Here is a 19,948-nt window from a genome sequence, read left to right on the forward strand (position 1 = left end):
CCGGCCTGCCGTGGCGCTGCTGGATGGTTTCGCAGCGCCCGAACGGATGGGAACCACCGGCCGCGAGGGGTCCGAGCGCGCCGGGGAACGCCTCAGGCGGCCTCGATCTCCGCGCTCACATTCAGCCATTCCTCCTCGGCGGAGGCGAGCGCCTGCGCGGCGTCCGCGCGCATCTTGGCGATCTCGCCGGCCTTGGCGGCGTTCTCGCGGAAGGCGGACCCGTCCTCCAGCGCCGCGTCGATCTTCTGGATCGCCGCGGTCAGCTTGGCCATGCGGGCCTCGATGGCCTCCAGGCGTTTGCGCAGCGGCGCGAGGGCCGCGCGGCGCTCGACGCCGGCCCGGCGCGCCTCGGCCTTCTGGCCGCCGGACGGTTCGGTCTCGCGCTCCGCCTCGCGCTCCGGCCCCGACAGGACGAAGCGCCGGTAATCGTCCATGTCGCCGTCGAAGGTCTTCACCGTGCCGTCCGCGACGAGCCAGAGCCGGTCGGCGCAGGCCTCGACCAGGAAGCGGTCGTGGGACACGAGGATGACGGCCCCTTCGTAGTCGTTGATCGCCTCCACGAGGGCCTGCCGGCTCTCGATATCGAGGTGGTTGGTCGGCTCATCGAGGATCAGGAGGTGCGGGCCGTGGAAGGCCGCGAGGCCCATGAGCAGGCGCGCCTTCTCGCCGCCCGAGAGCTTCTCGACCGGCGTGTCGGCCTTGTTGGCGCCGAAGCCCAGCCGCGCCGTCGCGGAGCGCACCTTGGCCTCCGGAACGTCCGGCATCAGGGTTCGGACATGCGCGTAGGCGCTCTCGGAGGGCCGCAACTCGTCGAGCTGATGCTGGGCGAAATAGGCGACCTCCATCTTTGAGGAGCGCTTGACCTCGCCGGCCACGGGGCCGAGCCGCCCGCCGATCAGCTTGCAGAAGGTCGACTTGCCGTTGCCGTTCGCGCCCAGCAACGCCACCCGGTCGTCCGGCGCGAGGCTGAGGTCGAGCCCGGTCAGGACGATCCGGTCCCCGTAGCCGGCCTTGACCCGCTCCATCGCCACGATCGGCGGCGACAGGGGCTTCTCCGGGCTCGGCAGGTGGATCACCGGCACGTCGTCGTCGAGCAGCGCCGCGATCGGCTCCATCTTGGCCAGCCGCTTCATCCGCGACTGGGCCTGCCGCGCCTTGGTGGCCTTGGCCTTGAACCGGTCGATGAAGCTCTGGAGATGCGCGCGCTCGGCATCCTGCTTGGCCTTCGCCTTGGCCTGGAGCACCCGCTTCTCCGAGAGCTGCTTGGCGAAGCTCGAATAGCCGCCGCGGTAGATCGTCAGCTTGCCGCGGTCGAGATGGAGGATGTGATCGACGCTGGTGTCGAGCAGGTCGCGGTCGTGGCTGATGATGATGGCGGTGCGCGGGTAGCGCTCCAGGTAATCGTACAGCCAGAGCGTGCCCTCGATGTCGAGATAGTTGGTCGGCTCGTCGAGGAGCAGCAGGTCCGGCTCCGAGAACAGGACGGCGGCCAGCGCCACGCGCATCCGCCAGCCGCCGGAGAAGTCCGAGCAGGGCCGCCCCTGGGCGGCCGCATCGAACCCCAGGCCGTGCAGGATCGCGGCGGCCCGGGCCGGCGCCGAGTGGGCGCCGATATCGACGAGCCGGGTCTCGATCTCGGCGCGGCGCAAGCCGTCCGCATGCTCGGCCTCCGCCATCAGCCGGGCGCGCTCCGTGTCGGCGGCGAGCACGACGGCGTGCAGCGTCTCCGGCCCGGCCGGTGCCTCCTGGGCAACGGCGCCGATCCGCATGCCCCTGGGCAGCGCCACCGATTTCGCATCCACCGGCAGATCGCCGAGAATGGCCTTGAACAGCGTGGTCTTGCCGGCCCCATTGCGCCCGACGAGACCGACGCGGGCGCCTTCCGGGATCGTGAAGCTCGCGGAATCGAGGATCAGACGGTCGCCGATGCGATAGGTGAGGTCATTGACGCGCAGCATGACGGCGTTCTGGCTGTCCGGACGCGGCGAGGCAAGCGCCGGCTCCGCGCCGACCGACACGATTCGCGAGGCCTCGGCGTGACGGGTTGGATACCTGATTGAAGCGGAGAATACCTGCCTGGGCGGCTAAAATTTTAACGTAATGCGACTATAATTATCTTGAGCGACGTCTATCCAGATTTCGATAGGCCGATCATTGGTTAGAGTGCGCTCGCACACGTTGGACGCCCGGAACGAGGCGAGCGACGGGGGGAGTTGTTGGGCCAGACCCTGATCTTGACCGACGATCTCGAGCGGGGCGGGCGGCTCGCGCGCAACCTCGGCGGCGGCATTTCCGTGATGTTGCACGACCTCTACGGCGACGCGGCCCCGCCATCGGGCGCCGCATTGATCATCAGCGACGTCAGCGCACTGACCTCCGAATCCGTCCGGCGCCTGCGTCAGGTCCTGTCCACGGTGCGGGCCCCTGGGGTCCCGTTTCTCGCCCTGATCCACGGCAATCTCGGGCGCGGCGAGATCCAGGCGACGGCTCTGGGGGCGACCCGGGTGATGGCGGCCTCCACGGCGAGCGCCCTGCTGCTGAATGCGGTCGCGACCCTGACCGACGGCGGGCCGGATACGCGATCCGCCCGCCGGTGGCGGCATCAGATCCATGAGGCACATGCGGCCTTCGTCAGCCTGTTCCGGGCCGATCAGGCACCCCCGCCGGCGGTGGTCGAAAGCGGCGCCGACTTGGTCAATCAGGCCATCCGCGAGGCGAAGGTGCGCAACTGGCTCGATGTCGTCGCGAACTTCGACGACGTCACCCACCGCCACTGCCTGAGTGTGGCCGGGATCGCAGCCGAATTCGCCCGTATTCTGGGGCTCAGCGAGGCCGATTCCCGGTACCTGGTCAAAGGGGCGCTGCTCCACGACATCGGCAAGGCCAAGATCCCGCTCGCCATCCTGAACAAGCCGGCACCGCTGACGCCCCTCGAGCGCAAGGAGATGGATCGTCACCCGGCGCTCGGTCACGCGATGCTGCTGACGGGCGATTATGACGCGCTGACCCTATCGGTGGTCCGCTCGCACCACGAATATCTCGACGGTTCGGGCTATCCGGACGGCTTGCGCGGGCCGCAGATCCCGGATCTCGTCCGGCTGATCACCATTTGCGACATCTTCGCCGCGCTGATCGAGGCGCGCCCCTACAAGGCGCCGAAATCGGCCCCGGAGGCCTACGCCATCCTGACGCAGATGACCGCGAAGCTCGATGTCGATCTGGTCCGAGCCTTCGGTGAAGTCGCGGCCGCCTGCGAGCCCTCTCGACCTGCCTCCGCCTGAGGCCTCCCCCGGTCTGTCGGCCGCGCCTCAAACGAGTTCCCAGGCCGAGCTGTCGCTCATCAGGGCCGCGACCAGGGCGTGGTTGAGTTCGTGTCCCGTGTGGAAGGCTGAGATGCGGCCCTCGATCGGGTGCCCCGCCAAAGCGAGATCGCCGATGAGATCGAGGATGCGGTGCCGCACCGGCTCATCGGGGACCCGCATCCCGCCGAGCACGTGCCCGCGCACGAGGAGCGCCGCCGAGCGGGGCGATACGCCCTGCAGGAAGTCCGTCCCCCGGATGAAGCCGTAGGCGCGCCCCGCCATGGCTCGCAGGTAGCGACCGAAGCTGCGCGCCGGCGCAATCTCCCGCTCGAAGCCTTCAGGCGTGATCGCACCCGACCAGTCGACCGACCCGAAATGCGCCAGCGCGAGGTGGCCGCTGATGTGGAGTCCGTCGCCGGGCTCGATCTGAAGCCGCCGCCGCCCGTTCTCGACCGCAACGGTCCGCAGCAGGCGGATGACCCGGCAGGGCAAGGTCTGCTCGCTCCGGCCCGCGGCCCGGATGGCCTCGCACCACGGCGTGGCGCTGCCGTCGAAGATCGGCAGCTCGTCCGCGTCGATCTCGGCCAGGACGTTGTCGATCCGCAAGGCGCTCAGCGATGCCATGAGGTGTTCGATCGTGCGGACGAGGACCCCCTCCCGCCGCACCGCCGAGGACAGCGGCTGCGATTCCCGAAGTCGCCAATCGGCCGGCACATCAACCGTGCGACCATCCTTCAGACGACGCCGAAAGACGATGCCATGGCCGGCCGGCGCCGGGCTGACGCGGACCGTGGCGTGTCGCCCCGAATGGAGGCTGCGTCCCGACCGCTCGAACGGATGAGACAAGGTCGCCTGAAGACGAGGGCCTGGAGAGGCTGTCGAGAGCGGGAATGGAACGTCTTGATGCATCGAGTCAGGCCGCCGCAGCGGACAGGGAACCTAGCCGTCATGGGTGATCCACGCCAATAAACTCCTGTTCATCGGGACGCGGCTTGACCGTCCAGCCCGCGACCGTCACGATCATTATGCCCGATCGATCCAGCACCGCCCCGGCGGAGCGCGACGTCACTGTACGGGCTGCTCCCGTCCCCAGATCTGCTGGCTGGCCCCCGTCAGGGCAGGGACGGAGGCCGGAGTTGAGGGAACACGATCGATGGCGCGGTTGGGGACGATACCCTTCTTCAAGGATCCGGGCATTGAGCTCGGGCCCTACGAGCCCCGCTGCCACTGGCGCCGCTTCGACGAGAACGAGGTTCTGGTCGACTTCGACGACATCTCCACCGACGTCTACTTCATCGCCTCCGGCGAGGTCCGCATCCTGAACCGGACCCAGTCCGGCAAGGAGGTCATCCTGGGGGAGATGCGAGGCGGGGCCTTCTTCGGCGAACTCGCCGCGATCGACGGGATCGGCCGCTCGGCCAACGTCACGGCGCTGACGCGCGGCGAGGTCTGCGTGGTGCCGGCCCCGGTGTTCCGCCAGATCGTCTTCGCGTCGGAGGCGATCGCCGACCGGCTGTTCCGGCTCCTGGCCAAGCGCGTGCGCGAGCTGAACACGCGGCTGATGGAGCACGCCCTGCTCGATCTCAAGCACCGGCTGTATGCCGAGCTGCTGCGCCTCTCCGTGCCGCGGGCCGGGGCCGGGGGCGAGCGGGTGGTGTCGCCCCCGCCCTACCACCACGTCCTCGCCGCCCGGATCGGCTGCCGGCGGGAGCAGGTGACCCGGGAATTCACCGCAATGGCCGCCGAGGGTCTGGTCGACCGCACCCGCGGCGCCCTCGTCCTGCGGCGGCCGGATCTCCTGGAAGCGCGCGTGGCCGAGGCGCTGCGCGAGGATTCCTGATCCGTTGTCCGGCCTGCCGGCGCCGCGCCTGCGGCTCGAGGAGCTGACCAAACGCTTCGGCACGCACCACGCCGTCGAGGCCGTGACGCTCGATCTCGAGCCGGGGGAGTTCTTCTGCCTGCTCGGGCCGTCCGGCTGCGGGAAGAGCACCCTCCTGCGCATGATCGCGGGCTTCGAGAGACCGACCGCCGGGCGCATCCTGCTGGGGGAGGCCGATCTGACCGCGCTGCCGCCCCACCGGCGGCCGGTCAACATGATGTTCCAGTCCTATGCCCTGTTCCCGCACATGAGCGTGGCCGGCAATATCGGCTACGGTCTCAAGGGCCTCGGCCGCGCCGCCGCCGCGAACCGGGTGGCGGACCTGCTCCGGCTCGTGCGCCTCGACGGGTTCGGCGACCGCCGACCCGACACGCTCTCGGGCGGTCAGCGGCAGCGGGTCGCCCTGGCCCGGGCGCTGGCCCGGGAGCCGAAGCTGCTGCTTCTCGACGAGCCGCTCGGCGCCCTGGATCGCGGCCTGCGCGAGGAGACGCAGGGCGAGTTGCGCGCCGTCCAGCGGCGGCTCGGCACCGCCTTCATCGTCGTCACGCACGATCCCGAGGAGGCGATGATGCTTGCCGACCGGATCGGCGTCATGGAAGGCGGGCGCCTGATCCAGGTCGGACCTCCGGCGGAGCTCTACCGACGCCCAGCGAGCCGCTTCGTGGCGGGTCTGCTCGGCGACGTGAATCTCATCCCCGGCCGCCTCGGCGCGAGAGGGCCCGGCGGCGCCCGCGAAGTCGAGACCGCTTATGGCGCCGTTCGGGGCGTCGCGGCGGGCACGTTGGAGACGGGGGCCGCCGTCGTGGTCGCCGTGCGGCCGGAGGACCTCGTTCTCGGCACGGAGGGGCTGCCGGTGGTGATCGCCGATTCCGTCTTTCTCGGAGACAGGCTGCGTCGGACCCTGCGCCTGCCCGACGGCACGACGCTGCGGGCGAGCGGGCGACCGACGGAGGCCGGGCAGGCGCTCGGATCGGCATCGCATGTCGGCTTCGCGGCCGAGGCCGCCGTGATCCTGCCCGCATGATGCCCATCGCGCCGTCGGACGACCCGCATGGCCGCCCGGAGCGGCGCGATCCGGGTGCCCACCGGTGAGCGGCCGGATAACGGCACGGCTGTTCGATCGTCTCGTGCGGCTGCCACCCCTCCTCTGGCTGGCGGCGTTTTTCCTGCTGCCGTTCGCGATCACCCTCAAGATCAGCCTGTCGGAGCCGGCGACGGCGATCCCACCCTATCTGCCGGTGCTCGACTGGCGGGCCGGCCTCGACGGCTGGTCGAGCTTTCTCGAAGCCCTGAACTTCGACAATTACCTGACGCTCTACGCCGACCCGCTCTATCGGGACGCCGTCCTCGGCTCGCTGACCTACGCCGCCCTGGCCAGCCTGATCCTCGTCGCCCTGGGGACGCCGCTCGCCTACGCGCTGGCCCGCGCCCCGTCCCGATGGCAGCCGCTCCTCGTGGCGCTGGTGGTCGTGCCGTTCTGGACCAGCTTCCTGATCCGGGTCTACGCCTGGATCGCGATCCTCAAACCGGAGGGTCTGCTCAACCTCACGCTGATCCGGCTCGGGCTGATCGGCGAGCCGCTCACGATCCTCAACACCGACGCCGCGGTGATCATCGGCCTCGTCTACGCGTATCTGCCCTTCATGGTCCTGCCGCTCTACGCGGTGATGAACCGCCTCGACCCGACGCTGCGGGACGCCGCTGCGGATCTCGGCGCCTCGCCGACCCGGGTGTTCTGGACCGTGACCCTGCCGCTCAGCCTGCCCGGGATCGCGGCCGGTGCGGGCCTGTGCTTCATCCCGATGATCGGCGAGTTCGTGATCCCGGACCTTCTCGGCGGCTCGGAAACCCTGATGCTCGGCCGGGTGCTCTGGACCGAGTTCTTCTCGAACCGCGACTGGCCCCTGGCCTCCGCGGTGGCGGTCCTGATCCTCGCCATCGTCATCGGCCCGGTGGTGCTGTTCCGGGACAGCCTGCGCGCCGGCGAGGGAGAGTCCCCGTGACCTGGGTCACCCGCACCGCCCTCGCGGCCGGCCTCGTCTTCCTCTACGCGCCGATCGTGGTGCTGATCGTCTACTCGTTCAACGCCTCGCCCCTGGTCACGGTCTGGGGCGGTTTCTCGACCCGCTGGTACGGTGCGCTGATGTCCGACGCGCCGCTCATCGCAGCCGCCTGGGTCTCTTTGAAAGTCGCGATCCTCGCGAGCCTGCTCGCCACGATCCTCGGCACCCTCGCAGCCCTGGTCCTCGAGCGGCAGGGCCGCTTCCGCGGACGGGCGCTGTTCACCGGCCTCGTCGTCGGACCGATCGTGATGCCGGAGGTGATGATCGGCCTCTCGCTCCTGCTGATGTTCATCGGGATCGGGCTGGACCGGGGCCTCCTCACGATCGTCATCGCCCACACGACGTTCTGCACGGGCTTCGTGGCGGTGGTGGTCGGGGCGCGCCTGCGCGGTCTCGATCGATCCCTGGAGGAAGCCGCGGCCGACCTCGGCGCGACGCCGGCACGGGTGTTGATGACGGTCACCCTGCCGCTTCTGGCGCCCGCTCTGACCGCCGGGGCCCTCCTCGCCTTCACCCTGTCGCTCGACGACCTCGTCATCGCGAGCTTCGTGTCCGGCCCCGGCTCGACCACGCTGCCGATGCGGCTCTACAGCCAGGTCAGACTCGGGGTGAACCCGGAGATCAACGCGGCCTCGACCCTCCTAGTCGGGCTGGTGAGCGCCGCGGTGCTTCTGGCATCCTGGCTCACGACCCGGCGCGGGCAGGCCTGAGGCCCGTCACTCAGCGGCCTGCGCGGCGGTCGCCCCGACGCGCATCAGTTGCGCCACCGCGAGGGTGACCACGAGATTCACCATCAGCGCCACGATGCCGACATTCACGTCCTGGAGCGGCCCGAGGGCTGAGAGGCTGGACAGGCTGAACCCGCTCAGAACGGTCGCCGCCACGGTGGCGACGCCCGCGACGATGCCGGCCATCGCAGCGCGCCGATCGAGCGGGTTGCGCCGCATCAGGCTGGCGATGAAGCACGGGAAGAGCTGCGTGACGAAGTTGTAGCCCATCAACAGAAGCTGCACGATCGTGTCTCCGCCCGACAGGGTGAAGCCCACGCAGACCAGCGCCAGAACCGGCACCAGAATCTTGCACAGCCGGGCGGTGGCGGCATCGTCCATGCCGGGTCGCAGGGGCCGGACGAGGTTGTTGGCCACCAGCGTCACGCCGGCGATCAGGATCATCGATCCCGGGACCAGAGCGGTCAGCACGCCGGTGGCGCCGATGAGGCCGATGACCCAAGGCGGGAAGGTCGCGAGGGCGAGCTTGAACAGCGACAGATCGACATCCGGGCCGGTGAGGCCGGGCACCTGCATGACGGCCGTGAAGCCGATTACGAACACGAAGAGATTGATCAGCTGGTAGATCGGCAGGATCACGGCGTTTCGCCGGAAGGCGCCGGGCTCGCGCGCCGTGTAGAGCGACGCGAAGGTGTGCGGCCACATGTATCCGCCCAGGGCGGTGAGCAGGACCGTCGTGGTGAACCAGGTCGGGCTCTGGCCGCGATCGGGCAGGGCGAGGAAGCCGGGCTTCGCCGCCTCGATGGCCTGGAACAGCCCTCCATAGCCGCCGTAATAGTGCACCGGCAGGTAGATCCCGAGGAAGACCACTACGAACAGGATGCTGGTGTCCTTGATCACCGCCGTCCAGGCCGAGCCGTGGACGCCCGAGACGACCACGTAGACGGTGAGGGCGGCCGCCCCGATCCAGACCGCGGCGGTCGACGAGATGGCCCCGTAGGACGCTGTGGAGACGATGATCCCCAGGCCCTTGAACTGAAGCACGAGGTAGGGGACCAGCGCCACGATCCCCACCAGAGCCACCAGCATGCCGAGCGCCGGGCTTCGGTACTTGCGGGCGAAGAAATCGGGTTGCGTGTAGAGGCCGTTCTGCTTCGCGTAGCGCCAGACGGGCGGCAGCAGCCAATACGAGGTGACGTAGGCGAGCGTCAGGTAGCAGAGGATGTAGTAGGCCGGGCCGCCCTTGCCGTAGGCGATGCCGGACCCACCCAGGAACGTGAAGGTCGTGTAGATCTCGCCGGCCATCAGCAGGAAGACGAGGGTGGTGCCGAAGCCCCGGCCGCCCACCGTCCACTGTTCCAGGCCCATCTCACGGCCCAACCGTGCGTAGAGCCCGAGGCCGATCGCCAGCGCGAATCCGGCCGCCACGATGATGAGGGCGACGCTCATCGCGGATCTTCCGGGCTTCGGTTCTGGGGATCGGTGAGATAGATCACCGCCATCACCGCCGAGGTCCCGATCACGCAGAACACCAGCCAGGCGAGGAGCAGCGGCAGGCCGAGAACGAAGGGTTCGACCCGGTTCAGAAAGAACGGACCGATCAGGATGCCCAGAAAGGGCAGGGCGGCGAGCCACCGCAGATTTCGCATACGCGATACCGTCCAGAAGGCCCCGATACCGCGGGTTGAATCAGTCGCGACGGACTGTCAACCTGACGGAGCCAGCTCGATGCGCAGACAGATCAATCTTACGTGTTGTGCGCTCGCGCACGCGGCCCCGGGTCCGGCACGCCTAATCTCGTGCAGCTTCGCGACGTTCGGCGCCGCGGATGCACGAGGGATTTCGCGCGATGAAACCGACCCTGACCATCGCCGCGCTGGCGGCGCTTCTCGCCGTTCCGACGGTCCAGGCTGAGGCACGGCCGCGTCAGGCGGCCGCCAAGGTCCAGCCCAGCGCCGCACTCAAGGCGCGCCAGACCGTCATGAAGGATTTCAACGCCCGCATGAGCCGCCTCGACGCGCTCATGGGTGTGCCGAAATCGTCGTCGGTTCGCGCCCGCTCCGCCGAAGCCGGACGCTAGAGTCGAGCACCACGCGTTCGACGCGACCGGCTCATCGGTTCAGCGACCGAGACCGCCCGCCTCTTCGACGAAGCGCGCGACGGAATCCGCGCCCGCCCCCTCCCGCAAGGACGCGAACACGTAGGGCCGCGCGCCGCGCATCCGCTGCGTGTCGGATTCCATGACCGACAGGTCGGCGCCGACGAGGGGCGCGAGGTCGGTCTTGTTGACGATCAGCAGATCCGAGCGCGTGATGCCCGGGCCGCCCTTGCGGGGGATCTTCTCGCCGCCGGCGACGTCGATGACGTAGAGGGTGATGTCGGCGAGTTCGGGCGAGAACGTCGCCGCGAGATTGTCGCCCCCGGATTCGATCAGGACCAGATCGAGCTTGGGGAACCGCCGGGTCATCTCGGCGACGGCGGCGAGGTTGATCGAAGCGTCCTCTCGGATCGCGGTGTGCGGGCAGCCGCCGGTCTCGACACCGAGAATGCGCTCCTCGGGGAGGGCGCCGGCTACGGTCAGGATGCGCGCATCCTCCTTCGTGTAGATGTCGTTGGTGATCGCACAGATCTCGTAGCGGTCGCGGAAGCGCTTGCAGAGCTGCTCCATCAGGGCGGTCTTGCCGGAGCCGACGGGACCGCCGATGCCGACGCGGAGGGGGCCGTTCGAGGAGGTCATGCTTCAGGCTCAGGATCGGAAGATGCGGGAATATTGGGTCTCGTGCCGAAAGGAGCCGAGATCCAGGCGGAAGGTTGCGGCACCGAGGGCGTCGAGCCCCACCTCAGCGGCGGCGGCGGCCAGCGGCACGAGCCGCGGAGCAAGGGCGGCGATAACCCGGGTCCCGGCTGCCTGGCCCACGGGCGCCGCCCGCAGGGCCGCCGAGACGAGGTTCTGAAGGAAGGCGAGGCCGTAGGCGGCGAGAACCGGCGCCAGCGCCATGCGATGCGCCCCGGCGGCGAGCCCGACGGCGACCGGGTAGGCGACCGGACCCGGCAGTTCTTCGGAGAGCGCCGCAAGCGCCGGGCAGGGCCAGGCGCCGCGTGTCGCGTCCAGAAAGCTCCGCCCCTGCTGGCTCGTCTCGAGGTGCAGTTCCCGGGACGGGGCGAGGGCGAGCGCGAGATCGTTGACGGCGATGAGGCCGACGCCGTCGGAGGCGCCTGCCGCCCGGTGAGCCTCGGCCGCGAGGATCAGGTCGTTGCGCAGGGCGCCGCGGGTGCAGACGTCCTCGAGCCACAGCGTCAGGCCGGCCTCGTCGCGGATATCTCCGGCTTCGACAGCCCATTCCAGGCCGTGCGAGTAGGCGTAGGCACCCACCGGGTAACCCGGCGACAGCCACGCCATCAGACGCAGCGAATCCAGGGTTTCAGCCGCCGGCATGGTGGTGATGGTGGTGGCCGCCGTGGGAATGGTCATGCTCGTGGGCGTGGCCGCCGGAATAGGCACCGCCCTCGGGCCGGAACGGTCGCTCCACGGGCTCGGCGGTGCCGCCGAGACCGCGCACCATCTCGGCGAGCACATGGTCATCGGCGATCCACACCGCGTCCGCGCCGATCTCGGCGGGGATGTGCCGGTTGCCGATGTGCCAGATCAGGCGCTTGAGGGCATGGTCGTCCGGTGCGCGGATCTCCAGAAGGCGCTCCGGCGCCGCCTCGACCCAGACGAGGCGGCCGTCCTGCAGGACCAGGGCGTCGCCGTCCTCCAGCACGGCCGGCTCCGGCAGGTCGAGCAGGAAGCCCAGCCCGCCTGCGCCGCGCATGGCGACCCGGCGGCGATGCCGATCGCCGTGATCGAGCACGACGCGGTCGACGATCTCGCCGCCGGACAGGGCGTCCCGGCGAAGGATGCGGGTGGCGCGAATCATCGGACGGGACCGCTCAGAACAGGAAGTAGCGCTGCGCCATGGGCAGCACCTCGGCGGGCTCGCAGACCAGCAGCTCGCCGTCGGCCCGGACGTCGTAGGTCTCGGGATCCACCTCGATCTCGGGCGTGGCGTCGTTGAGGATCATGCTTTTCTTCGAGATGCCGCCGCGCACATTCTCCACGGCCACCAGGTCCTTCTGGACGCCGAGCCGTTCCCGCAGGCCGTCGTCGACGGCGGCCTTGGAGACGAAGGTCAGGGCGGTGGCGAAGGGGACCCGACCGTAGGCACCGAACATCGGCCGGTAATGCACCGGCTGCGGCGTCGGGATCGAGGCGTTCGGGTCGCCCATGGGGGCGGCCGCGATGCTGCCGCCCTTCAGCACGAGATCGGGCTTCACCCCGAAGAAGGCCGGCGTCCAGAGGACGAGGTCGGCGAGCTTGCCGGGCTCCACCGAGCCGATGTGCCGGGAGATGCCGTGCGCGATGGCCGGGTTGATCGTGTATTTGGCGATGTAGCGGCGCGCCCGCAGATTGTCGGTGCCGGAGGCATCCCCCGGCAGCGCGCCCCGCTGCCGCTTCATCTTGTCGGCGGTCTGCCACGTGCGGATGATGACCTCGCCGACCCGGCCCATGGCCTGGCTGTCGGAGGACATCATCGAGAGCGCGCCGATATCGTGCAGGATGTCCTCGGCCGCGATGGTCTCGCGCCGGATCCGGCTCTCGGCGAAGGCGAGATCCTCGGGGATCGACGGGTCGAGGTGGTGGCAGACCATGAGCATGTCGAGATGCTCGTCGATCGTGTTCCACGTGTAGGGCCGCGTCGGGTTCGTGGACGACGGGAGTACGTTCGGCAGCCCGGCGACCTTGATGATGTCGGGGGCGTGCCCGCCGCCGGCGCCCTCGGTGTGGAAGGCGTGGATCGTCCGGCCCTTGAAGGCGGCGATCGTGTCCTCGACGAAGCCCGATTCGTTGAGCGTGTCGGTGTGGATCATGACCTGGATGTCGTGGGCATCGGCCACGGACAGGCAGGTGTCGATCGCCGCGGGCGTGGTGCCCCAATCCTCGTGCAGCTTCAGCGCGCAGGCACCCGCCCGCACCATCTCGACGAGGCTGTCCGGCCGGGACGCGTTGCCCTTGCCGGCGAAGGCGAGATTCATCGGGAAGGCGTCGGCCGCCTCGATCATCCGGGCGATGTGCCAGGGGCCCGGGGTGCAGGTGGTGGCGAAGGTGCCGTGGGCCGGCCCGGTGCCGCCGCCGAGCATCGTGGTGATCCCCGAGCAGAGCGCCTCCTCGATCTGCTGCGGGCAGATGAAGTGGATGTGGCTGTCGAAGCCGCCCGCCGTCAGGATCTTGCCCTCGCCGGCGATGACCTCCGTGCCCGGGCCGACCACGATGTCGATTCCGGGCTGCACGTCCGGGTTGCCGGCCTTGCCGAGCTTGAAGATCCGGCCGCGGACGATTCCGACATCGCATTTCACGATGCCCCAATGGTCGAGGACCACGGCGTTGGTGATCACCGTGTCGACGGCGCCGTCGGCGTTGGTCGCCTGGCTCTGGCCCATGCCGTCGCGGATGACCTTGCCGCCGCCGAACTTCACCTCCTCACCGTAGGTGGTGAAGTCGCGCTCGACCGTGATCTCCAGGCTGGTATCGGCGAGGCGGATACGGTCGCCGACCGTGGGGCCGAACATGTCGGCGTAGGCGGACCGGGGCAGGCTGGCGGGCTTGGGCGAATTGGCCATGGTCAGAGCTTGCCCATCACGTCGCCGCGGAAACCGTACACGGTGCGTCCGCCGGAGAGCGGCACCAGCGCGACCTCCCGCGTCGATCCCGGCTCGAAACGCACGGCGGTGCCCGGCGCGATGTCGAGGCGCTTGCCGCGGGCCTGCTCCCGCTCGAACACGAGGCCCGGATTGACCTCGAAGAAGTGATAGTGCGAGCCGACCTGGATCGGCCGGTCCCCGACATTGGCGACTTCGAGCACGGTCCGCTCGGCGTCTGCGTTGAAGACGATCTCGCCGGGCAGCGTCGTCACGGCCCCGGGGACGTCTGCCGAGGCCGTCCCCCGGATCGGGTGGTGCACGGTGACGAGCTTGGTCCCGTCCGGGAAGGTGGCCTCGACCTGGATGTCGTGGATCATCTCCGGCACGCCCTCCATGACCTGATCGCTGGTCAGCACTTTGGCGCCGGCCTGCATCAGATCGGCCACGGTGCGGCCGTCCCGGGCGCCCTCGACCACGAAATCGGTGATCAGCGCCACCGCCTCCGGGTGGTTGAGCTTCACGCCCCGTGCGAGGCGGTTGCGCGCCACCTGTGCCGCCATGGCGATCAGCAGCTTGTCCTTTTCGCGGGGTGTCAGCAGCACGGGCAACCTCGTCGTCGTAGCCGCCGGAGCAAGGATCATGCGCGTTGCGCGGTCAAGGCCAAGGCGGGCCCCGTGGAGACGCTTCGGGCCATCGACGGTCGGGGGCCGCTCAGGGTCCCGGCGACATCACGAGGTCATGGCGATGAACCCGGCGAACAGGTCCGGCAGGGACTCGCCCTTGACGGCGCCCGGCAGGTCGCGGGGATGGATGAACTCGTCCCGGAACCAGGGATAGCGCTTCGGATCGAAGGACGCCCGCAGCCAGTCGATCGTCCGCCGCACGCGGCCGATCCGCTCCGCATCCGGGTGATAGGTCAGCCAGATGTCGACGCCGAAGCGGCCGAGATTGTCCACCGGGACGACCTGCGCGCCGATCGCGCTGGCATAGGTCGGGAGCAGGCCGATCCCGGCGCCCTTCGCGATCGCCCAGTAATACGCGCTGCTGACATTGATCTTCAGGGTGATCGGCACCGTCGCGGGAAAGCCCGGCACTGAGCGCACGTAATCCTCGAGGCGCATGGTCTGGCTGCCGTCCTGAACCACGATCCGGTGGCGCGCGAGATCCTCGGGGCGATCGGGAAGCCCATACGTCTCCACGTAGCTCCGCCCGGCATAGGGCACCATGTGGATGCGGCCGAGCTTGACGACGCGCAGGTCCGGGCTCGTCGGGCGCGTCAGCTGGATGGCAACGTCCGCTTCAAGCCGCAGGACGTCGGCGGATTCCATGGCGCAGCGCAGGTCGACGGTCAGGCGCGGATTGGCGCGCTGGAACTCGACGAGCCGCGGCGCGAGCCAGAACGCCCCCAGCCCCTCCGTCACCGCGATGCGGACCTCGCCGGTCTCGGCGAACGGAGCAACCTCGCCCGTGCGCACCAGGCTGAACGCCGCAGCCTCCATGCGGTTGGCCGCGTCCAGGATCGCCTGGCCCTCGGTGGTCAGACGGATCCCGTCGACATGGCGCGTCATCAGCGGGGCACCGATCAGGGCCTCGAGATCGCCGATCCGGCGACGCACCGAATTCACGGACAGGCCGAGCTTGGCGGCCGCCGATCGGAAGCTTCCGGACCGCTGAAGCGTCAGGAAGACTCGGATGCTCTGCCAGTCGGGCATCGAGCCCCGGCTTGCCTCCGTCTGTTCCATCGACGGAACACCCCTGTTTCAATTTTTGCACATACAGCCAGAGCGCTAGATGCGAAGTGCTGGACCGTCAATCCAAAACCGAATGACAGGTCATCCGATGACACTGCACATGGCTCGCGGCCAGTTCGTGGCGGGGGATACGGATCAACTTGGTCCAGCGTCAGTCACTGTGGAGCCGCGGCATGACCTGAGCATGTTGCGCGTCGATCGTATCGCCCGTCATCTCGTCGTATTCATGCCGGCGCCGGACGATCTCAGACGCCTGATCGAAGATGCGCGTACAGATCTGCCGGATCTGGCACCCCTGCACGTCGTGCAGCGCGTGATGTCGATCAATCCGGACAGCGTCCTGGCGATTGCCCAGAAACACAAGTTCGATGCGGCACATCCGCAGGGCGACGGCTTCGTCGCCTGCCTGATGCTGAATGCGGCCGGCCTGGCCGCGCTCAAGACGGGAACGCTCGATGCGTCGGATCCACCGGCCGCGATGCTGGCCGGTCAGCACGAACGTCCGGCCGGGATCTATGTCTGGGCGGTCTACGCGCGGCGGCGGCTTGCCGGTGGCGTCAGCCTCGTCTTCGACCGTCTGTCGAGCCCAACCTATCGCGGCGTCGATTTCTACGCCCGGGCGGCGACGCCCGAGGGCGCGGATCTGCTCACGACGCTCGGCTTCACGGTCCGCAAGACCGGCTGTGTGGACCTGTACCATTTCGCCCGCGGGCCGAAGACGGAGGCCGCACCGCTCTACGACAGCCACAAGCCGGGCGGGGCCGGCACCAGCGTCGCGGTCGCGCGGAACCTGGAGGATCTGTCCCGGGTCATCGCCCTGCGCGCCGCCGTCTACATGTCAGAGCAGGCCTGCCCCTACGAGGAGGAGTTCGACGGCAACGACCTCTCGGCGACGCACCTGATCGGCTATGTCGGGGACGAGCCGGCGGGATGCCTGCGCATCCGGTTCTTCGCGGATTTCGCCAAGATCGAGCGCCTTGCGGTCCGGGCCGAGTTCCGCAACACCCGCTTGGCCTTCGCCCTGGTCCGGGCCGGCATCGAACTCGCGCGGGTGAAGGGCTACCGCCGGCTCTACGGCCACGCCCAGAAGCGCCTCGTCGGTTTCTGGAGCCGCTTCGGCTTCCGGATCTTCGACGGTGCGCAGGAACTGGTCTTCTCGGACTTCGACTACGTCGAGATGCTGCTGGAGGCAGAGCCGCATCCGCAGGCCATCGGGCTCGGCGCCGACCCCTACGTCATCATCCGGCCGGAAGGACGCTGGCACCGGGCGGGGACCCTCGACCGGTCCCGCAGCCGGGCCGTGACGCGGCCCTCCGTGGACCGGACGGTGGCGGCGCGATGAACCGGCCGATCAATCCGGCGCTGTATCGCCGGCCCCGCAGCGTCCCGGTTCTGGTGCTGGTGGACATGCAGCAGGAATACGAGATCGCCGGGCGTCCGCTCGCCCTGTCGGGGATCGAGCCCGCGCTCCAAAACTGCCGCCGCGCCCTCGCGCATGCCCGCGCGAGCGGCATACAGGTGGCCTATGTCCGCTGGGTCGGGGCGCCGCTGTTCCAGGCGGGCAGCCGCTACGCCCGCTGGATCGAGGGGTTCGAGCCCCACGGCTGCGACATGATCTTCGACCGGGACCGCCCCTCTTGCTACGCGAGCCCCGCCTTCGCCGACGCGATGGAGCGCGGAAGCCCGCCCCTGGTCATGGCGGGCTTCGCCGCCGAATCCTCCTGCCTCGCGACGGCGGTCGACGGCTTCCACCGGGGTCAGGACGTGACCTTCCTGTCCGATGCCTCCGCCAGCCACGATCTGGAGGACATCGGCGCCGAAGAGATCCACCGGTCGGTGAGCGCGGTGATGCGGGTCTTCGGCGACGTCACGGACACGCAATCGTGGATCGCGACCTCCTCGCCGTTCAAGCCCATGCCAGCCGCCCCGAGATCGAGGCACGACAATGACTGACCGCGCCCAGAGTCACGGGATGCCGGACGACGACCCAGCGGGCGAAGAGGACGTGACCCTCCGTCTTGGCCGCCACGCGATCCAGCTGCTGCAGGCGGCGCGCGATGCCGGCGAGCCGACGCTGATCGCACAGGCCGAAGCTATGGCGATGGCGGTCGGCTTCGTCCTGGCGAGCCGCATTCAGGACGGGATGCCGGAGACCGATTGATCAGTCGGTTCCGTCGTCTCCGCCGATCAGGCGCATGGCGCGCAGGCGTGCCATGCGCTCGTCCCGCGCGCGCCTGTCGGCCGCGAGCGCGCGCCAGAGGGCCAGAAGCTCGGTCTCGTGAGGCGTGTCGAGGGTTTCGTCGGCGTCGTGCGCCGTTCCGGCGTGATCGAAGGCGTCCATCTTCGTAGTCCTGCGCCTTGAGTTGCGTTGGGCTAACAGCACGGCATCGCGATCGTCCAGCCCGAAAGATGTGCAGAGCCTGTACAAGCCGCGTGGATCGTCACGCCCGGGCGAATCCATAACCGGCAAACGAGCACCGGCGCCGCGGCAGCGCGCCGTCCCATTCGACTGCCGGGACCTGCCAGCACCGCCGGGGCACCAATATTGTGCAGCGCTGGATCAAGGGCGCTTTTTCGGCAAAGCGCGGCGTCGAATCCTGCCGCAGGACTGATCGATGACTCGGCACACCGGCGTCTGACTTCAAGGGCCGACCGAGCGGCGCATATCCGATCCCGGGAAGGCCGAGCAAAAACCCCAGAAACATCCCGGACATCGAACTGTGGCAGTGCCGGACAACGGCATTCCGGACGAGGCGCCCGGAACGGATTTTCCGACGATGCGGATCCGGGTCGCGTCAGGTCCGGGATTGCGTGAGCGCGGCGATGATGGATTCGACCACTTCGATCTGCTCCTGCACGGCGACCAGCCGCGGACCGGCATCGGCGCCGTCACCCAGTACGAACGTGCCTTTCCGGCGCCGCGCGTCGCGCAGTTTCCGCACCGATGCGACGATGATCTGCCGTTCCTCGATCAGCGCATCGCGCAGCTCGTTCAGGCCATCCAGTTCCAGCGTCGAGGCCATGCGGCGTCCCGGTCTCACATCCTCGGCGCGGCATCGGCGGATGTTCCGCGCCGCCGCACCAGGCACGGATCGTCCGGACGGGGTGTCGGACGGCGTGACGCTACCCTCTGCCGTCGGCGCTTGCACGCTTTACGTCGGGGAACTTTGCCGTGATCGGCGGGACGCCACGATGTCCGGAACGCGGATTGTATGCTAATGGATGCAAAATTTTCCGGCTGTGCGGAGCTTTCGGGCCAAGGGGCGGATAACGGCGCATGCTGAATGAGGACGTGCGTGAGCGCGACACCTTTCGATCCGACGCGCCGGTGACGCGCACGGACGACGACGGCGTCCATCGACCGGCGCCGGGCCCCGCATCGAGACGCTCCGGCGCGGCCGGTCTGGGCCTGCTCCTCCTCGCCATCACGGGCGGCGCCGCCTACGGCTACACGTATCTGAACCGGCCCGTCGCGAAGCCCGTGGCGGCGGCGCCGCTTCCTGTGCCCGTCACCCTCGGGACGGTCGAGCAGGGTCCGTTCGCCCTGGTCTCGAACGGCCTGGGCACCGTGCAGGCCTACAACACCGTCCAGGTCCGCACGCGGGTCGACGGCGAGATCCAGCAGGTGGCGTTCCGGGAGGGACAGACCGTCCACAAGGACGATGTCCTCGTTCAGATCGACCCGCGACCCTATCAGGCGGCGCTCGCTCAGGCGAAGGCCAAGAAGGAACAGGACACGGCCAATCTCGGCAACGCCAAAGCCGACCTCGTCCGCTACACCGGACTGGGCGCCTACGCCTCCCGGCAGCAGACCGAGACGCAGACCGCCCTGGTCGCCCAGCTCACCGCGCAGGTGGCGTCCGATCAGGCCGCCATCGACAACGCGACGACGCAGCTCGGCTACGCGACGGTCCGCGCGCCCATCGACGGCGTCACCGGCTTCCGGCAGGTCGATATCGGCAATATCGTCAACGCGGCGGGGCAGACCCCGATCGTCACGATCACGCAGGTGGAGCCGATCTTCGTCGTCTTCACGGCGCCGGAGGATCAGTTGCCCGCGATCGCCGCAGCCCTGCGCAAGGGCGACGTCCCGGTGGAAGCCTGGAGTTCGGACGGGCTGACGAAGCTCGCGGACGGCAAGCTCGCCCTGTTCAACAACCAAGTCGACACGGCGACCGGCACGATTCGCCTCAAGGCCGTTTTCGAGAACAAGATCCACGCCCTATGGCCGGGCCTGTCGGTCTCCACCAAGATGCGGGTCGGCACGGTCGCCGTCGCCATGACCGTACCGGACAATGCCGTCCAGCACGGTCCCGACGGCCTGTTCGTCTTCTCGGTGGATGACGCAAACCGCGCCCATCAGCGCGCTCTGAAAGCGGGGCGCTCCGATTCCGGGCGGACCCGGATCCTCAGCGGCGATCTGCAGCCCGGCGAGCGGGTGATCGTCGCCGGTCAGTACAAGGTTCAGGACGGCAGCCTCGTGGGTGACCCGCACGCCGCCCACACCGCGCAGGCGGAGGCGGTGCGTTGAGGGTGAGCGAGG

Annotated in this window: 22 protein-coding genes; 10 read left to right on the forward strand and 12 right to left on the reverse strand. The window is 69.1% G+C overall.

The annotated features are described in order from the left end of the window. Window positions 1–92: 92 nt before the first annotated feature. On the reverse strand, window positions 93–1,958 hold the full coding sequence (locus PQI07_RS17920) for an ABC-F family ATP-binding cassette domain-containing protein (protein ID WP_274927106.1): 1,866 nt from the start codon (window positions 1,956–1,958) through the stop codon (window positions 93–95). 276 nt (window positions 1,959–2,234) lie between these two features. Here PQI07_RS17920 and PQI07_RS17925 point away from each other — a divergent pair, with 276 nt between their 5' ends. After that, complete coding sequence (locus tag PQI07_RS17925; protein ID WP_274927107.1) at window positions 2,235–3,281, forward strand: HD-GYP domain-containing protein; 1,047 nt, start codon at window positions 2,235–2,237, stop codon at window positions 3,279–3,281. A gap of 27 nt (window positions 3,282–3,308) precedes the next feature. On the opposite strand, the gene PQI07_RS17930 is transcribed toward PQI07_RS17925, so the two are convergent. Next, complete coding sequence (locus PQI07_RS17930) at window positions 3,309–4,211, reverse strand: UDP-3-O-acyl N-acetylglycosamine deacetylase (protein WP_274927108.1); 903 nt, start codon at window positions 4,209–4,211, stop codon at window positions 3,309–3,311. Window positions 4,212–4,455: 244 nt separating this feature from the next. Here PQI07_RS17930 and PQI07_RS17935 point away from each other — a divergent pair, with 244 nt between their 5' ends. From PQI07_RS17935 to PQI07_RS17950, 4 genes are all read left to right on the forward strand, one after another. Further along, window positions 4,456–5,142 carry a Crp/Fnr family transcriptional regulator gene (locus PQI07_RS17935; protein WP_043353212.1) on the forward strand — a complete coding sequence of 229 codons (687 nt, stop codon included), beginning with the start codon at window positions 4,456–4,458 and terminating at the stop codon, window positions 5,140–5,142. Window positions 5,143–5,146: 4 nt separating this feature from the next. After that, window positions 5,147–6,205: an ABC transporter ATP-binding protein gene (locus PQI07_RS17940; RefSeq protein ID WP_274927109.1), complete on the forward strand. Its 1,059-nt coding sequence runs from the start codon at window positions 5,147–5,149 to the stop codon at window positions 6,203–6,205. A 64-nt stretch (window positions 6,206–6,269) separates the two neighbouring features. Further along, window positions 6,270–7,184, forward strand: coding sequence for an ABC transporter permease (locus PQI07_RS17945; protein ID WP_274927110.1), 915 nt, complete (start codon window positions 6,270–6,272; stop codon window positions 7,182–7,184). Beyond that, the gene (locus PQI07_RS17950) at window positions 7,181–7,954 is read left to right on the forward strand and encodes an ABC transporter permease (protein ID WP_043758053.1); all 774 of its coding nucleotides are present in this window, start codon (window positions 7,181–7,183) and stop codon (window positions 7,952–7,954) included. Before PQI07_RS17945 ends, PQI07_RS17950 begins: the two co-directional genes overlap by 4 nt. A gap of 6 nt (window positions 7,955–7,960) precedes the next feature. On the opposite strand, the gene PQI07_RS17955 is transcribed toward PQI07_RS17950, so the two are convergent. Continuing rightward, window positions 7,961–9,421, reverse strand: coding sequence for a sodium:solute symporter family protein (locus tag PQI07_RS17955; protein WP_182591617.1), 1,461 nt, complete (start codon window positions 9,419–9,421; stop codon window positions 7,961–7,963). After that, window positions 9,418–9,621 carry a DUF3311 domain-containing protein gene (locus tag PQI07_RS17960; RefSeq protein ID WP_043353201.1) on the reverse strand — a complete coding sequence of 68 codons (204 nt, stop codon included), beginning with the start codon at window positions 9,619–9,621 and terminating at the stop codon, window positions 9,418–9,420. Before PQI07_RS17960 ends, PQI07_RS17955 begins: the two co-directional genes overlap by 4 nt. 200 nt (window positions 9,622–9,821) lie before the next feature. Here PQI07_RS17960 and PQI07_RS17965 point away from each other — a divergent pair, with 200 nt between their 5' ends. Continuing rightward, window positions 9,822–10,052 (forward strand): hypothetical protein, encoded by a 231-nt coding sequence (locus tag PQI07_RS17965; protein WP_274927111.1) that lies wholly within the window; start codon window positions 9,822–9,824, stop codon window positions 10,050–10,052. Window positions 10,053–10,091: 39 nt separating this feature from the next. Here the strand turns inward: PQI07_RS17965 and ureG are convergent, their stop codons facing one another. The 6 genes from ureG to PQI07_RS17995 all read right to left on the reverse strand — a co-directional run bounded on the left by ureG (window position 10,092) and on the right by PQI07_RS17995 (window position 15,396). Then, window positions 10,092–10,709: an urease accessory protein UreG gene (gene ureG / locus PQI07_RS17970; protein ID WP_043353197.1), complete on the reverse strand. Its 618-nt coding sequence runs from the start codon at window positions 10,707–10,709 to the stop codon at window positions 10,092–10,094. A 9-nt stretch (window positions 10,710–10,718) separates the two neighbouring features. Beyond that, the gene (locus tag PQI07_RS17975; protein ID WP_446720960.1) at window positions 10,719–11,444 is read right to left on the reverse strand and encodes an urease accessory protein UreF; all 726 of its coding nucleotides are present in this window, start codon (window positions 11,442–11,444) and stop codon (window positions 10,719–10,721) included. After that, the gene (locus PQI07_RS17980) at window positions 11,395–11,892 is read right to left on the reverse strand and encodes an urease accessory protein UreE (RefSeq protein WP_043353196.1); all 498 of its coding nucleotides are present in this window, start codon (window positions 11,890–11,892) and stop codon (window positions 11,395–11,397) included. The genes PQI07_RS17975 and PQI07_RS17980 overlap by 50 nt, the downstream gene beginning before the upstream one ends. 13 nt (window positions 11,893–11,905) lie before the next feature. Beyond that, window positions 11,906–13,633, reverse strand: a complete 1,728-nt coding sequence (gene ureC / locus PQI07_RS17985; protein ID WP_043379983.1) for an urease subunit alpha — start codon at window positions 13,631–13,633, stop codon at window positions 11,906–11,908. Between the two features lie 2 nt (window positions 13,634–13,635). After that, the gene (locus PQI07_RS17990) at window positions 13,636–14,256 is read right to left on the reverse strand and encodes an urease subunit gamma (protein WP_051975955.1); all 621 of its coding nucleotides are present in this window, start codon (window positions 14,254–14,256) and stop codon (window positions 13,636–13,638) included. Window positions 14,257–14,382: 126 nt separating this feature from the next. Next, complete coding sequence (locus PQI07_RS17995) at window positions 14,383–15,396, reverse strand: LysR family transcriptional regulator (protein WP_182591615.1); 1,014 nt, start codon at window positions 15,394–15,396, stop codon at window positions 14,383–14,385. Window positions 15,397–15,589: 193 nt separating this feature from the next. On the opposite strand from PQI07_RS17995, the gene PQI07_RS18000 reads away from it, so the two are divergent. From PQI07_RS18000 to PQI07_RS18010, 3 genes are read left to right on the forward strand one after another with little or no spacing between them, the layout of a single operon-like run. Continuing rightward, complete coding sequence (locus PQI07_RS18000; protein WP_274927112.1) at window positions 15,590–16,747, forward strand: GNAT family N-acetyltransferase; 1,158 nt, start codon at window positions 15,590–15,592, stop codon at window positions 16,745–16,747. After that, a complete protein-coding gene (locus tag PQI07_RS18005) occupies window positions 16,744–17,358 on the forward strand; it encodes a cysteine hydrolase family protein (protein ID WP_043353190.1) in 615 nt (204 codons plus the stop codon). Before PQI07_RS18000 ends, PQI07_RS18005 begins: the two co-directional genes overlap by 4 nt. A 19-nt stretch (window positions 17,359–17,377) precedes the next feature. After that, a complete protein-coding gene (locus tag PQI07_RS18010) occupies window positions 17,378–17,566 on the forward strand; it encodes a hypothetical protein (protein WP_274927113.1) in 189 nt (62 codons plus the stop codon). Here the strand turns inward: PQI07_RS18010 and PQI07_RS18015 are convergent, their stop codons facing one another. Together PQI07_RS18015 and PQI07_RS18020 are read right to left on the reverse strand one after the other, a co-directional pair. After that, on the reverse strand, window positions 17,567–17,746 hold the full coding sequence (locus PQI07_RS18015; protein WP_043353187.1) for a hypothetical protein: 180 nt from the start codon (window positions 17,744–17,746) through the stop codon (window positions 17,567–17,569). A gap of 454 nt (window positions 17,747–18,200) precedes the next feature. Then, window positions 18,201–18,428, reverse strand: coding sequence for a hypothetical protein (locus PQI07_RS18020; protein WP_043353185.1), 228 nt, complete (start codon window positions 18,426–18,428; stop codon window positions 18,201–18,203). Between the two features lie 254 nt (window positions 18,429–18,682). On the opposite strand from PQI07_RS18020, the gene PQI07_RS18025 reads away from it, so the two are divergent. Next, window positions 18,683–19,936, forward strand: a complete 1,254-nt coding sequence (locus tag PQI07_RS18025; RefSeq protein WP_274927114.1) for an efflux RND transporter periplasmic adaptor subunit — start codon at window positions 18,683–18,685, stop codon at window positions 19,934–19,936. Window positions 19,937–19,948: the final 12 nt, after the last annotated feature.

The sequence above is a fragment of the Methylobacterium sp. 092160098-2 genome (genome assembly GCF_028920805.1).
GTDB classification, from domain to species: domain Bacteria; phylum Pseudomonadota; class Alphaproteobacteria; order Rhizobiales; family Beijerinckiaceae; genus Methylobacterium; species Methylobacterium fujisawaense.

What these genes read in the sequence shown, in the direction of transcription:
- PQI07_RS17995 (WP_182591615.1), bottom strand. Translation starts at nt 15,396, where the DNA reads ATGGAACAGACGGAGGCAAGCCGGGGCTCGATGCCCGACTGGCAGAGC.
- PQI07_RS17920 (WP_274927106.1), bottom strand. Translation starts at nt 1,958, where the DNA reads ATGCTGCGCGTCAATGACCTCACCTATCGCATCGGCGACCGTCTGATC.
- PQI07_RS17975 (WP_446720960.1), bottom strand. Translation starts at nt 11,444, where the DNA reads ATGACCATTCCCACGGCGGCCACCACCATCACCACCATGCCGGCGGCT.
- PQI07_RS18020 (WP_043353185.1), bottom strand. Translation starts at nt 18,428, where the DNA reads ATGGCCTCGACGCTGGAACTGGATGGCCTGAACGAGCTGCGCGATGCG.
- PQI07_RS18005 (WP_043353190.1), top strand. Translation starts at nt 16,744, where the DNA reads ATGAACCGGCCGATCAATCCGGCGCTGTATCGCCGGCCCCGCAGCGTC.
- ureC (WP_043379983.1), bottom strand. Translation starts at nt 13,633, where the DNA reads ATGGCCAATTCGCCCAAGCCCGCCAGCCTGCCCCGGTCCGCCTACGCC.
- PQI07_RS17960 (WP_043353201.1), bottom strand. Translation starts at nt 9,621, where the DNA reads ATGCGAAATCTGCGGTGGCTCGCCGCCCTGCCCTTTCTGGGCATCCTG.
- ureG (WP_043353197.1), bottom strand. Translation starts at nt 10,709, where the DNA reads ATGACCTCCTCGAACGGCCCCCTCCGCGTCGGCATCGGCGGTCCCGTC.
- PQI07_RS17980 (WP_043353196.1), bottom strand. Translation starts at nt 11,892, where the DNA reads ATGATTCGCGCCACCCGCATCCTTCGCCGGGACGCCCTGTCCGGCGGC.
- PQI07_RS18000 (WP_274927112.1), top strand. Translation starts at nt 15,590, where the DNA reads ATGTTGCGCGTCGATCGTATCGCCCGTCATCTCGTCGTATTCATGCCG.
- PQI07_RS17935 (WP_043353212.1), top strand. Translation starts at nt 4,456, where the DNA reads ATGGCGCGGTTGGGGACGATACCCTTCTTCAAGGATCCGGGCATTGAG.
- PQI07_RS18010 (WP_274927113.1), top strand. Translation starts at nt 17,378, where the DNA reads ATGCCGGACGACGACCCAGCGGGCGAAGAGGACGTGACCCTCCGTCTT.
- PQI07_RS17930 (WP_274927108.1), bottom strand. Translation starts at nt 4,211, where the DNA reads ATGCATCAAGACGTTCCATTCCCGCTCTCGACAGCCTCTCCAGGCCCT.
- PQI07_RS17955 (WP_182591617.1), bottom strand. Translation starts at nt 9,421, where the DNA reads ATGAGCGTCGCCCTCATCATCGTGGCGGCCGGATTCGCGCTGGCGATC.
- PQI07_RS18025 (WP_274927114.1), top strand. Translation starts at nt 18,683, where the DNA reads ATGCTGAATGAGGACGTGCGTGAGCGCGACACCTTTCGATCCGACGCG.
- PQI07_RS18015 (WP_043353187.1), bottom strand. Translation starts at nt 17,746, where the DNA reads ATGGACGCCTTCGATCACGCCGGAACGGCGCACGACGCCGACGAAACC.
- PQI07_RS17965 (WP_274927111.1), top strand. Translation starts at nt 9,822, where the DNA reads ATGAAACCGACCCTGACCATCGCCGCGCTGGCGGCGCTTCTCGCCGTT.